General features: G+C 61.7%; 10 protein-coding genes. 3 read left to right on the top strand and 7 right to left on the bottom strand.

What is annotated here, in order from left to right:
* Both emhB and adeC read left to right on the top strand, forming a co-directional pair.
* On the top strand, window positions 1-3,165 hold the full coding sequence (gene emhB, locus J3P82_RS19580) for an efflux RND transporter permease subunit EmhB (protein ID WP_434558285.1): 3,165 nt from the start codon (window positions 1-3) through the stop codon (window positions 3,163-3,165).
* The gene (gene adeC / locus J3P82_RS19585) at window positions 3,162-4,619 is read left to right on the top strand and encodes an AdeC/AdeK/OprM family multidrug efflux complex outer membrane factor (protein WP_434558286.1); all 1,458 of its coding nucleotides are present in this window, start codon (window positions 3,162-3,164) and stop codon (window positions 4,617-4,619) included. The genes emhB and adeC overlap by 4 nt, the downstream gene beginning before the upstream one ends.
* A 239-nt stretch (window positions 4,620-4,858) precedes the next feature.
* On the opposite strand, the gene J3P82_RS19590 is transcribed toward adeC, so the two are convergent.
* The gene (locus J3P82_RS19590; RefSeq protein ID WP_434558287.1) at window positions 4,859-5,212 is read right to left on the bottom strand and encodes a DUF6124 family protein; all 354 of its coding nucleotides are present in this window, start codon (window positions 5,210-5,212) and stop codon (window positions 4,859-4,861) included.
* A 777-nt stretch (window positions 5,213-5,989) separates the two neighbouring features.
* Window positions 5,990-6,166: a nucleoid-structuring protein H-NS gene (locus J3P82_RS19595; RefSeq protein ID WP_434563981.1), complete on the bottom strand. Its 177-nt coding sequence runs from the start codon at window positions 6,164-6,166 to the stop codon at window positions 5,990-5,992.
* A 378-nt stretch (window positions 6,167-6,544) separates the two neighbouring features.
* Between J3P82_RS19595 and J3P82_RS19600 the strand changes: the two genes are divergently transcribed.
* Window positions 6,545-7,798 (top strand): OprD family porin, encoded by a 1,254-nt coding sequence (locus J3P82_RS19600; RefSeq protein WP_434558288.1) that lies wholly within the window; start codon window positions 6,545-6,547, stop codon window positions 7,796-7,798.
* Between the two features lie 89 nt (window positions 7,799-7,887).
* On the opposite strand, the gene pcaC is transcribed toward J3P82_RS19600, so the two are convergent.
* From pcaC to pcaG, 5 genes are all read right to left on the bottom strand, one after another.
* Window positions 7,888-8,280: a 4-carboxymuconolactone decarboxylase gene (gene pcaC, locus J3P82_RS19605; protein ID WP_434558289.1), complete on the bottom strand. Its 393-nt coding sequence runs from the start codon at window positions 8,278-8,280 to the stop codon at window positions 7,888-7,890.
* Window positions 8,281-8,290: 10 nt separating this feature from the next.
* Window positions 8,291-9,106 (bottom strand): 3-oxoadipate enol-lactonase, encoded by an 816-nt coding sequence (gene pcaD, locus J3P82_RS19610; protein WP_434558290.1) that lies wholly within the window; start codon window positions 9,104-9,106, stop codon window positions 8,291-8,293.
* Between the two features lie 12 nt (window positions 9,107-9,118).
* Entirely contained in the window at window positions 9,119-10,483 is a 1,365-nt protein-coding gene (locus J3P82_RS19615) for a 3-carboxy-cis,cis-muconate cycloisomerase (RefSeq protein ID WP_434558291.1), read from the bottom strand.
* A 26-nt stretch (window positions 10,484-10,509) separates the two neighbouring features.
* Window positions 10,510-11,805 carry an MFS family transporter gene (locus J3P82_RS19620; protein WP_434558292.1) on the bottom strand — a complete coding sequence of 432 codons (1,296 nt, stop codon included), beginning with the start codon at window positions 11,803-11,805 and terminating at the stop codon, window positions 10,510-10,512.
* A gap of 216 nt (window positions 11,806-12,021) precedes the next feature.
* A complete protein-coding gene (pcaG, locus tag J3P82_RS19625) occupies window positions 12,022-12,588 on the bottom strand; it encodes a protocatechuate 3,4-dioxygenase subunit alpha (RefSeq protein ID WP_434558293.1) in 567 nt (188 codons plus the stop codon).

The following is a 12,588-nucleotide window of genomic DNA, read 5'->3' on the forward strand; positions in this document are numbered from 1 at the left end:
ATGTCGAAATTCTTTATCGACCGTCCGATTTTCGCCTGGGTGATCGCCCTGGTGATCATGCTGGTCGGTGCTCTATCGATCCTCAAATTGCCGATCAACCAATACCCGAGCATCGCGCCGCCAGCCATTGCGATCCAGGTGACTTACCCAGGCGCGTCCGCACAAACCGTGCAGGACACCGTGGTCCAGGTCATTGAGCAACAGCTCAACGGCATCGACAACCTGCGTTATGTATCGTCGGAAAGTAACTCCGATGGCAGCATGACCATCACCGCGACCTTCGAGCAGGGCACCAACTCCGATACCGCGCAGGTCCAGGTGCAGAACAAGCTGAACCTGGCCACCCCGCTGCTGCCGCAAGAAGTGCAGCAACAGGGCATCCGTGTGACCAAGGCGGTGAAGAACTTCCTGATGGTCATCGGCGTGGTGTCGCGCGACGGCAGCATGACCAAGGACGATCTGTCCAACTACATCGTGTCCAACATGCAGGACCCGATCTCGCGCACCGCGGGTGTCGGTGACTTCCAGGTCTTCGGCGCCCAGTACGCGATGCGGATCTGGCTCGACCCGGCCAAGTTGAACAATTTCAACCTGACCCCGGTAGACGTGAGAACCGCCATCGCCGCGCAGAACGTCCAGGTTTCATCCGGCCAACTCGGCGGCTTGCCCGCCCTGCCCGGCCAGCAACTGAACGCCACCATCATCGGCAAGACCCGTCTGCAGACCGCCGAGCAGTTCAAGGCGATCCTGCTCAAGGTCAACCCGGACGGTTCGCAAGTGCGCGTCGGCGACGTGGCCGATGTGGGCCTGGGCGGTGAAAACTACAGCATCAGCGCCCAGTTCAACGGCGCCCCGGCATCCGGCCTGGCGGTGAAACTGGCCAACGGCGCCAACGCCCTCGACACGGCAAAGGCCCTGCGCCAGACCATCGACGATCTCAAGCCGTTCTTCCCGCAAGGCATGGAAGTGGTGTTCCCGTATGACACCACGCCGGTGGTGAGCGAATCGATCAAGGGTGTGGTTGAAACCCTGGTCGAAGCGGTCGTGCTGGTATTCCTGGTGATGTTCCTTTTCCTGCAGAACTTCCGCGCCACCATCATCACTACGATGACGGTGCCGGTGGTATTGCTGGGTACCTTCGGGATCCTCGCGGCGTTTGGCTTCAGCATCAACACCCTGACCATGTTCGGCATGGTGCTGGCCATCGGCTTGCTGGTGGACGATGCCATTGTCGTGGTGGAGAACGTCGAACGGGTGATGAGCGAAGAAGGCCTGTCGCCCAAGGAGGCCACCAAGAAGTCCATGGGCCAGATCCAGGGCGCCTTGGTGGGCATTGCCCTGGTGCTCTCGGCGGTACTGCTGCCGATGGCATTTTTCAGCGGTTCCACCGGCGTGATCTACAAGCAGTTCTCCATCACCATCGTCTCGGCCATGGCCCTGTCGGTGCTGGTTGCCCTGATCTTCACCCCGGCCCTGTGCGCCACCATGCTCAAGGCCATTCCGAAGGGTGAGCACGGCACGCCGAAACGCGGCTTCTTCGGCTGGTTCAACCGTAATTTCGACCGCAGTGTCCGCAGCTACGAGCGGGGCGTGGGCAATATGCTCAAGCACAAGGCGCCGTACCTGCTGGCCTACCTGATTATCGTGGTCGGCATGATCTGGCTGTTCACCCGCATCCCGACGGCGTTCCTGCCGGAAGAAGACCAGGGCGTACTGTTCGCCCAGGTGCAGACACCGGCCGGCTCCAGCGCCGAACGCACCCAGGTGGTAGTGGACAAGATGCGTGAGTTCCTGCTGCGTCCGAGCAAGGATGGCGGTGAAGGCGACGGCGTGGCTTCGGTGTTCACCGTGACCGGCTTCAACTTCGCCGGTCGTGGCCAGAGCTCCGGCATGGCCTTCATCATGCTGCGTCCTTGGGACGAGCGGAACGCCGACAACAGCGTGTCGAAAATCGCCGCGCGCGCCCAGCAGCACTTCTTCTCCTTCCGCGACGCCATGGTGTTCGCCTTCGCCCCGCCAGCGGTATTGGAGCTGGGGAACGCGACCGGTTTCGACGTGTTCCTGCAGGACCGCGCCGGTATCGGCCACGACAAGTTGATGGAAGCCCGCAACCAGTTCCTGGGCATGGCTTCGCAAAGCAAGATCCTGTCCCAGGTGCGTCCGAACGGCCTGAACGACGAACCGCAATATCAACTGGAAATTGACGACGAGAAGGCCAGCGCGCTAGGCATTACCCTTTCGGACATCAACAACACCCTGTCGATTGCCTTGGGCAGTAGCTATGTGAACGACTTCATCGACCGTGGTCGTGTGAAGAAGGTGTACATACAAGGCCAGCCGGGCGCGCGCATGAGCCCGGAAGACCTGCAGAAGTGGTACGTGCGCAACAGCGCCGGGACCATGGTGCCGTTCACTGCGTTTGCCAAGGGAGAATGGATCTACGGCTCGCCAAAACTGGCCCGTTACAACGGCGTAGAAGCGATGGAAATCCTCGGTGCCCCGGCTCCGGGTTACTCCACGGGTGAAGCGATGGCCGAAGTAGAAGCCATCGCCAAGAAGCTGCCGGCCGGTGTCGGTATTTCCTGGACTGGCCTGTCGTACGAGGAACGCCTGTCGGGTTCCCAGGCGCCGGCGTTGTATGCATTGTCACTGCTGATGGTGTTCCTGTGCCTGGCGGCGCTGTATGAAAGCTGGTCGATTCCGATCGCGGTCATGCTCGTGGTGCCACTGGGGATCATCGGTGCCCTGCTGGCCACCAGCCTGCGCGGCCTGTCCAATGACGTGTACTTCCAGGTGGGCCTGTTGACAACCATCGGGCTGGCGGCGAAAAACGCCATCCTGATCGTCGAGTTCGCCAAGGAACTCCATGAACAGGGCAAGACCTTGACGGAAGCCGCCATCGAAGCCTGTAGGATGCGTCTGCGACCGATCATCATGACGTCCCTGGCGTTCGTCCTCGGCGTGGTTCCGCTGGCGATCTCCACCGGCGCCGGTTCGGGCAGCCAGCACGCCATCGGTACCGGCGTGATTGGCGGTATGCTCACCGCGACCATCCTGGCAATCTTCTGGGTGCCCTTGTTCTTCGTGACGGTGTCGTCGATGGGTCGCCGAAAAAATATCGACCAGGACAACACTCCTGAAACTTCTAAAGAGGCTGGCCAATGAGCAAGTCGCTACTTTCCCTGACCATCGCCGCCGTCGTGCTCAGCGGTTGCTCGCTGATTCCCGACTACCAGCGGCCCGAAGCACCGGTCGCGGCCCAGTACCCGCAAGGTCCGGCCTACGAGCCGGCCAAGGCACCCGGCCAGGCCGCTGCCGAGCAAGGCTGGAAACAGTTCTTCCATGACCCGGCGCTGCAACAGCTGATCCAGGTCGCCCTGGAAAACAACCGCGACCTGCGCGTCGCGGCCCTGAACATCGATGCCTACGCCGCGCAATACCGCATCCAGCGGGCGGACCTGTTCCCGGCGGTCTCGGCCACGGGCTCCGGCAACCGTCAGCGGGTGCCGGCACGGGCCTCGCAAACCGGTGAAGCAGCAATCACCAGTTCCTACTCGGCGACTTTGGGCATCAGCGCCTATGAGCTGGATTTGTTCGGCCGCGTCCGCAGCCTGAGCGAGCAAGCGCTGCAGAACTACTTCGCTACCGAAGAAGCCCGCCGCAGCACGCAGATCAGCCTGGTGGCCAACGTCGCCAACGCCTACCTGACCTGGCAGGCCGACAAGGAACTGCTCAAGCTGACCCAGGACACCCTGGGCACTTACGAGCAAAGCCTGAAGCTGACCTCGCGCAGCGCCGAAGTCGGCGTGGCCTCGGCCCTGGAGTTGAGCCAGGCACGTACGGCGGTGGAAAACGCCCGGGTGCAATTGGCCCGTTATACCCGTCAGGTGGCCCAGGATGAAAACAGCCTGACCCTGCTGCTGGGCACCGGCCTGCCGGCCAACCTGCGCACCCAACCGCTGAGCGATGACCTGCTGAGCGAAGTGCCGGCCGGTTTGCCGTCGGACCTGCTGCAACGGCGCCCGGACATCCTCCAGGCCGAACGCAACCTGCTGGCCGCCAACGCCAACATCGGTGCCGCGCGGGCCGCGTTCTTCCCGAGCATCAGCCTGACGGCCAACGCCGGCACCCTGAGCCCGGACCTGTCCGGCCTGTTCAAGGGCGGCTCGGGCACCTGGTCCTTCGCGCCGCAGATCAACCTGCCGATCTTCAACGCCGGCAGCCTGCGGGCAAGCCTGGATTACGCCAAGATCCAAAAAGACATCAACGTGGCCAACTACGAGAAGTCTATTCAGACGGCGTTCCAGGAAGTCTCGGACGGCCTGGCCGCGCGCCAGACCTACAACGAACAGTTGCAGGCGCAGACCGACTTCGTCGCAGCCAACCAGGACTACTACCGCCTGGCCGAGCGGCGCTACCGCATCGGTGTCGACAGCAACCTGACCTTCCTTGATGCCCAGCGCCAGCTTTTCAGCGCGCAACAATCGCTGATCACTGACCGCCTTTCGCAGCTGACCAGCGAGGTCAATTTGTACAAGGCACTGGGCGGTGGTTGGAATGCCGAGACCGGCAAGCACGAGCCGATCGCGGAGAAAGCGCCAGAGACGAAGCTGTTCTGATGGATGCTTGAATGCTGAACACGAAGCCCACCGAAAAGGTGGGCTTTTTGTTTTCAAGGATTAATAAGTCTCCGAGTTCAACACACAACTCTGTGGCGAGGGGATTTATCCCCGCTGGGTTGCGCAGCAACCCCAAAGGCTCGATGCGAAAAAAACTGATGAACCGAGGTGGCGGGCGTATGAGCTGCTACGCAGCCCAACGGGGATAAATCCCCTCGCCACAATACGGTCCGATTAGGCTAACGGGGATCGACGAGATCCAGCGCTCGATTGGCCAACAACTCACTCAAGTCGATCATCTGCACCACGCCTAACGCGACATGTCGCCGAGAGCCTTCCAGATCGAACGCCAGGTCGTTGACCATGGCACTGGCTGAGGCCAGGGTTTCGCTGAGATTTACCAGTAGGCACTCGGTGTCGAGGGTATCGATGACGGTGAAAACTTGAGTGGATGAGGTCTTGGGTTTGGGGTCGGGAGTGGTGCCCAGATGGTAATCGAGTGCTCGGTCTGCGGCCTCTTGGAGCTTTTCTGGATCGGGGTCGTTGTAGGGGAAGGTGCTCTCTGATGGCGAAGAAGGATGATGTTTTTTCATGACGGCGCTCCTGCATCGATTGGAGCCCGAGACATTGGGTCCGGGCGCTGGCGCCTAACGAATTCGACGGGCTTGCAGTCCCGGTCGCTGAGTTGGCAGCGACACTGACAAGCTAGAGATATCGCTTCCGAGCAGCAACCTTAAAACCTCGTCGGAAAAGTCGTCGCGTCTGTCAGACCGGCTACAAATCTTGCTCGGGATGGCGGCCTGACAGCTCGCGGGACGTTGTTGACTGAGTACATATCCATTGCTGCGGCCACGGCTGCTGGCGGTTTCGCTCTTACAGCGACTCACTTTTATGAAGCGTAAAAGTAAGCAAAACGCTTTTGCCCCACCACTCGGCACCTCGCTTAGGCTCGGTGTGCCCGCACTCCGGCATTGCTCCGTGGGCCCGCCGCGAAGGACCATCCATGGTCCAGCGCGGCTATCCCGGCATCCATGCCGGGATGCCCACTGCGCAATACCTGCGTTCGGCCAGCGTGGTTAATGGGGCGCCGAGATCAACGTCCGCCACGAGGCGGCCGTAGAGCCGACCTGGTTCTTGATGAGTCCGCGTTTCCCCTGTGAGTGAGTCTGCTTGCGACGAGTCCGCAGCGTTGCTGCTGCACTTAAGGAATACGATACCCTCGCCACGAGTTTTGGTGTGCTCTAGAAAGCGGCATTTCCCGTGGGAATGAAGTACCAAGGTACTTTCGTCATCCATGCCAGTTGACCCATCGTTATCCTGGGCAAGCTCTCACAGGAGAAACGCGATTCCATCAAGAAACAGGTCGGCTATCAGGCCGCCTCGCGGTGGACGTTGATCTCGGGCGCCCCGTTAACCACGCTGGCCGAACGTAGGTATTGCGCAGTGGGCATCCCGGCATGGATGCCGGGATAGCCGCGCTGGGCCATGGATGGCCCTTCGCGGCGGGCCCACGGAGCAATGCCGGAGTGAGGGCACACCGAGCTCAAGCGAGGTGCCAAGTGGTGGGGCAAAAGCGTTTTGCTTACTTTTACGCTTCATAAAAGTGAGTCGCTGTAAGAGCGAAACCGCCAGCGGCCATCACCGCAGCAATGGATATATACCCAGAACAAGCGCCCCCACCATTCGCTCATTTTTTGCTGTTCGATAATCGCCCAAAACCCGCAAACGGCAATTGAACCGATCCCGACCCGCGCTTCACCATCGCTCGCACAAAACCAATAACAACAGGTTCGACACCATGCCCAGACGCCCCGCCTCACCCGGCTGATCCCGATCGCCCTGACGACCCTGGCTACACCCGTACCGTCTGCACCTCAAAAGTGCGGCAACGACTCGCTTCGTCCACAAAAATAGAGACAACGCCCATGAAGCCCACAAAGCACTTGTTCCCAAGCCTCATTGCCGTCGCCCTGACCAGCACCGCCCTGCCCGTCCTGGCCGCGGAATCGGGCTTCGTCGAGGATGCCAAGGTCAATCTCAACCTTCGCAACTTCTACATCAACCGCAACTTCACCAACCCGGACAATGCCCAGGGCAAAGCCGAGGAATGGACCCAGAGTTTCATCCTCGATGCCAAGTCCGGTTTCACCCAAGGCACGGTCGGTTTCGGCCTGGACATCCTGGGCATGTACGCGGTCAAGCTCGACGGTGGCCGTGGCACGGCGAACACGTCCCTGTTGCCGATTCATGACGATGGCCGCCCCGCCGATGACTACGGTCGCCTGGGTGTAGCCCTCAAGGCCAAAGTGTCGAAGACCGAATTGAAAGTCGGCGAATGGATGCCGGTGCTGCCGATCCTGCGTTCCGACGACGGTCGTTCCCTGCCGCAAACCTTCCGTGGCGGCCAGGTGACTTCGACCGAAATCAACGGCCTGAGCCTTTACGGCGGCCAGTTCCGTGGCAACAGCCCGCGCAACGACGCGAGCATGGAAGACATGTCGATGAACGGCCGCGGCGCGTTCACCTCCGACCGCTTCAACTTCGGTGGCGGCGAATACGCCTTCAACGAAAAACGCACCCAGGTGGGCGTCTGGTACGCGGAACTGTCTGACATCTACCAGCAGCAATATTTCAACCTGACCCACAGCCAACCCATGGGCGACTGGACCCTGGGCGCCAACCTTGGCTACTTCATCGGCAAGGAAAATGGCAGTGCCTTGGCCGGCGACCTGGACAACAAAACCGCATTCGCCATGCTCTCGGCCAAATACGGCGGCAACACCTTCTACGTCGGCCTGCAGAAAGTCGGCGGCGATGATGCCTGGATGCGCGTCAACGGCACCAGCGGCGGCACCCTGGCGAACGACAGCTATAACTCCAGCTACGACAACGCCAAGGAAAAATCCTGGCAAGTGCGCCACGACTACAACTTCGCCGCTGTCGGCGTGCCGGGCCTGACCCTGATGAACCGCTACATCAGCGGCGATAACGTGCACACCGCCACCGTTGACGATGGCAAGGAATGGGGTCGTGAAAGTGAACTGGCCTACACCGTGCAGAGCGGCGCGCTGAAGAGCCTGAATGTAAAGTGGCGCAACTCGACGATGCGCCGGGATTTCAACGTCAATGAGTTCGATGAGAACCGCTTGATCGTCAGCTACCCGATCAGCTTGTTGTAAGCCAAAGTGATGGGTCAGCGGGTGTCGATGCCAACTGACCCATCGCTATCGCGAGCAAGCCCGATCCCATGGACGATTGGGGGCGATTCTTAACCCCGGGATTCAACGCCCAGTTCATCCCAAACCGACTCGGCCAAATGAAACGTCGCATTGGCCGCCGGGATGCCGCAATAAATAGCGCTCTGCATGATCACTTCCTTGATCTCGCTGCGGCTCACGCCGTTGTTGGCGGCGGCGCGCAGGTGCAGCTTGAGTTCCTCGTTACGGTTCATGCCGATCAACATGGCGATGGTGATCAGGCTGCGGGTATGGCGCGGTAGGCCCGGGCGGGTCCAGATGTCGCCCCAGGCGTGGCGGGTGATCATTTCCTGGAATTCGCTGTTGAATTCAGTCAGGGCATCAAGGCTGCGATCGACATGGGCATCGCCCAGCACCGCGCGGCGTACTTGCATGCCTTCGTTGTAACGTTGTTTCTCGTCCACAAAAAACTCCTCAGGCACGGCCAGAATCAATCAGGAAATCCAGGACCCGCGCGCTGAACGCCGCGCCGGCCTGGACATTGGACAGGTGCGCGGCATGGAACTCGGCGTACTCGGCGCCACTGACCCGCTCTTGGATAAAGTGCCCACCCGACGGCGGCGTCACGGCATCTTCAGTGCCGGCGATCACCAACAGCGGCACGCGAATCGCAGACAACTGCGCGCGGAAATCGGCATCGCGCACGGCGGCACAATTGGCCGCGTAGCCCTGAGGCGACGTCGCGGCGAGCATGTCGGTGATTTGCTTGGCCTTGTCCGGATGGGCCTCGGCAAAATCAGGCGTGAACCAACGGGCAATCGAGGCATCACGCAAGGCCACCATCGCGGCCTTGCCGTCACGCAGCACGGTTTCGATGCGCGGGTTCCACACCGACGGGTCGCCGATCTTGGCGGCGGTGTTGCACACCACCAATTTGTGCAGGCGCTCGCCGGCATTGATCCCCAGCCACTGGCCGATCAAGCCGCCCATGGACAAGCCACAGAAATGCGCCTTGTCGATGTTTAACTGATCGAGCATCGCCAGCACATCGCGGCCCAGCTGTTCGATGCTGTAGGGGCCTTCGGTGACCAGCGACTGGCCGTGGCCGCGGGTGTCGAAACGCAGCACGCGAAAGTGTTCGCTGAAGGCCGCGACCTGCTCATCCCACATGTGCAGATCGGTGCCCAGGGAGTTGGAGAGCACCAGCACCGGGGCGTCTTGTGGCCCGTCCAATCGCCGCTCATCCAAACAATAGTTCAGTTCGCCATCGGCGAGTTTGACCAATCCCACAACAATCTCCTTTCAGGCGTTCAAGGCAAGGTGTTCGGCCACGGCCCGGGCAACCCAGGTCTGGGCCTGGCCGAGGTAGTGCGCCGGGTCGAGCAGATGATCAAGCTCGGTTGCGGACAACTGCGCGGTGACCTGGGGTTCGTCTCCCAGCACCGCACGTAGATGCCGCTGTTCAGCCACGGCGCGCTTGCAGCATTGCTCCAGCAAATGATGCGCCGTGTCGCGGCCAACCCGCTGGGCCAGGGCGATGCTCACCGCTTCGGCCAGCACCAGCCCTTGGGTCAGTTCCAGGTTGCGGGCCATGCGCGCCGCATCCACTTCCAGCCCTTCGGCCAGCAGCCGCGCCTGTTGCAGGGCGCCGGAGACCAGGCAGCAGATTTCCGGCAGGGTTTCCCATTCGGCGTGCCACAGGCCCAGGCTACGTTCATGTTCTTGAGGCATGGCGCTGAACAACGTCGACACCAGGCCTGGCACCCGCGTCGCCGCGCCAATCAACACCGCCGCGCCCACCGGGTTGCGCTTGTGCGGCATAGTGGAAGAACCGCCCTTGCCCGGCGCGGAGGGTTCGAACGCTTCGCCGGCCTCGGTTTGCATCAACAGGCTGACGTCGCGCCCCAACTTGCCCAGGCTGCCGGCGAGCAAGCCCAGCACCGCGCCGAACTCCACCAAACGATCGCGCTGGGTGTGCCACGGCTGTTCCGGCAGGGTCAGTTGCAGTTCGGCGGCCAAGGCTTCGGCGACCGGCAGCGCCTGGTCACCCAAGGCGGCGAGCGTCCCGGAGGCGCCGCCAAACTGCAGCACCAGCAGGCGTGGTTTGAGCTCTTTCAAGCGCTGGCGACTGCGGGTGATCGCCCCCAGCCAACCGGCGATTTTCATGCCCAGGGTGACTGGCGTGGCGTGTTGCAACCAGGTGCGCCCGGCCAACGGCGTGGCGGCGTAGCGTTCGGCTTGTCGGGCCAGGGCGCCCGCCAGTTGCGCCAGCTCTGCCTCGATCAGGCCCAACGCCTGACGCAATTGCAGCACCAACCCGCTGTCCATCACATCCTGGCTGGTGGCGCCCAGGTGTACGTAGCGCTCAGCCTCGGTGCTCTGGGCGGCGATGCGCTTGCCCAGCGCCTTGACCAGCGGGATTGCCGAGTTACCGGCGCTGGCGATTGCTTCGCTCAACTGCGAAAAATCGTACAGCTGGGCGCGACAGGCGTTCTCGATCGACGCCACTGCGTCTTGGGGAATCAACCCTACCCGCGCCTCGGCCCGGGCCAGGGCCGCCTCGACATCCAGCATCGCCTGGACCCGCCCCGCATCGCAGAACACCTCGCGCATGTCGCGGGCGGTGAAATAGGCATCGAACAGCTGATTGCCCGGTCGTTCGCTCATAAACAGTCCTTCGCAAGGTGGATGCCTTAAAGATCATGCTGCAAATACTTCGGTTGCTTGGGCAGGCGCAGGCTGAACAGGAACGCCACCACCATCATCACCGTGACATACCAATAAAAGGCGTTCTCCATGCCCTGGGCCTTCAGGCTCAAGGCGACGTATTCGGCCGATCCACCAAAAATCGCATTGGCCACCGCGTAAGCCAACCCTACTCCCAGCGCCCGCACTTGCGGTGGAAACATTTCAGCTTTCACCAGGCCGCTGATGGAGGTGTAGAAACTGACGATCGCCAGCGCCAACGTAATCAGGACAAACGCCAGGAACGGGCTGCTGGTGCTTTTGAGGGTCAGCAGGATCGGCACCGTGCACAACGCCCCCAGGGCACCGAACCAGAGCATGGAGTTACGTCGGCCGATCTTGTCCGCCAGCATGCCGAACAGCGGCTGCATGCACATATAGAGGAACAGCGCGCCGGTCATGATGTAGCTGGCGGTCTTGGCGTGCAGGCCGGCGGTGTTCACCAGGTATTTCTGCATGTAGGTGGTGAAGGTGTAGAAAATCAGCGAACCGCCGGCGGTGTAGCCCAGCACGGTGATGAACGCGGCCTTGTGGTCGCGAAACAGCGCCGCAATGCTGCCGGCGTCCTTGTTTTCGCGCATTTCCTTGCTGCTGGTTTCCTTCAGGGAGCGCCGCAGGAACAGCGAAATCAATGCGGCCGCGGCGCCCACCACGAATGGGATACGCCAGCCATAGGCGCGCAACTCTTCTTCGCTGAGAAATTGTTGCAGGACCACTACCAGCGACACCGCCAACAGTTGCCCGCCGATCAGCGTCACGTACTGGAACGAGGAGAAAAAGCCGCGTTGGCCCTTGAGGGCGACTTCGCTCATGTAGGTGGCGGTGGTGCCGTATTCACCGCCCACCGACAGGCCTTGCAACAAACGCGCGAACAACAGCAGCACCGGTGCCCAGACGCCGATGTCCTTGTAGGTCGGCAGGCAGGCGATGAGCAACGAGCCGAAGCACATCATCATCACCGAGATCATCATCGAATTCTTGCGCCCGTGACGGTCCGCCACCCGGCCGAAAATCCAGCCGCCGATGGGCCGCATCAGGAAGCCGGCGGCGAACACGCCGGCCGTGTTGACCAGTTGCACCGTCGGGTTGTCCGAGGGAAAGAACGCCGGGGCGAAATAAATCGCGCAGAACGCATAGACGTAGAAGTCGAACCATTCGACCAGATTGCCGGATGAGGCACCGACGATGGCGAAGATGCGCTTGCTGCGTTCCTCACCGGTGTAGTGGCTGATTGGGGTGGTCATGGGTTATTCACTCGTTGGGGACTGACCACGTCTAGACACACTTGGTAACAGTCCCGTTCCACAGTCTGGCCATCCGTGGCGAGGGAGCTTGCTCCCGCTCGGCTGCGCAGCAGTCGCAAAACCAGGCTCCGCACTGCTTTGATACACCGCTTCGCCTGCCATGGGCTTGCTGCGCAAGCCAGCGGGAGCAAGCTCCCTCGCCACGGGGGTTTTCAATCAGTAATCGAAGAACACCGTCTCGGCATCCGTGCCCTGCAGGATCACGTTCCACTGGTACACGCCCGACGCATCAGGCTTGGCGACGATTGTGCTCCGGCGCTCTTCGGGCACGCAGGCCAGCAACGGATCGGCCCCGTTGGCCTGTTCGCCGTCGAAGTAGATGCGCGTCAGTAGATGCTTGACCAGTCCGCGCGCGAACACCAGCACCACCAGATGCGGCGCTTGGGTCGTGCCGCCGAGGCCCGGCACCGTGCCCGGCTTGATCGTGGTGAAACGAAAGCGCCCTTCGGCATCCACCGGCACCCGGCCGAAGCCTTCGAAGTGCGGGTCCAGAGGCTTGTCCTGGTCGTCCTCCGGGTGGGCGTACTTGCCGGCGGCGTTGGCCTGCCAGACTTCCAGCATCGCATCGTTGACGAACTGGCCGTCGCCGTCGATCACCTGCCCGGTGATCGCCACGCGTTGGCCCAGGGTCTGAGCGACGGTCAGGTCTTCGCGGTTCAGCCAGGTCAGGCCGATGTGGTAGTACGGGCCGACGGTGTGGGACGTAGTGGCGTTGAGCGTCAT

The sequence above is a fragment of the Pseudomonas sp. Z4-20 genome (assembly GCF_051131955.1).
GTDB classification, from domain to species: Bacteria; Pseudomonadota; Gammaproteobacteria; order Pseudomonadales; family Pseudomonadaceae; genus Aquipseudomonas; species Aquipseudomonas marvdashtae.

Excerpts from the sequence above, each read along its gene's own strand:
- J3P82_RS19590 (WP_434558287.1), bottom strand. The coding sequence starts at position 5,212 with ATGAAAAAACATCATCCTTCTTCGCCATCAGAGAGCACCTTCCCCTAC.
- J3P82_RS19600 (WP_434558288.1), top strand. The coding sequence starts at position 6,545 with ATGAAGCCCACAAAGCACTTGTTCCCAAGCCTCATTGCCGTCGCCCTG.
- pcaG (WP_434558293.1), bottom strand. The coding sequence starts at position 12,588 with ATGACGCTCAACGCCACTACGTCCCACACCGTCGGCCCGTACTACCAC.
- emhB (WP_434558285.1), top strand. The coding sequence starts at position 1 with ATGTCGAAATTCTTTATCGACCGTCCGATTTTCGCCTGGGTGATCGCC.
- J3P82_RS19620 (WP_434558292.1), bottom strand. The coding sequence starts at position 11,805 with ATGACCACCCCAATCAGCCACTACACCGGTGAGGAACGCAGCAAGCGC.
- adeC (WP_434558286.1), top strand. The coding sequence starts at position 3,162 with ATGAGCAAGTCGCTACTTTCCCTGACCATCGCCGCCGTCGTGCTCAGC.
- J3P82_RS19615 (WP_434558291.1), bottom strand. The coding sequence starts at position 10,483 with ATGAGCGAACGACCGGGCAATCAGCTGTTCGATGCCTATTTCACCGCC.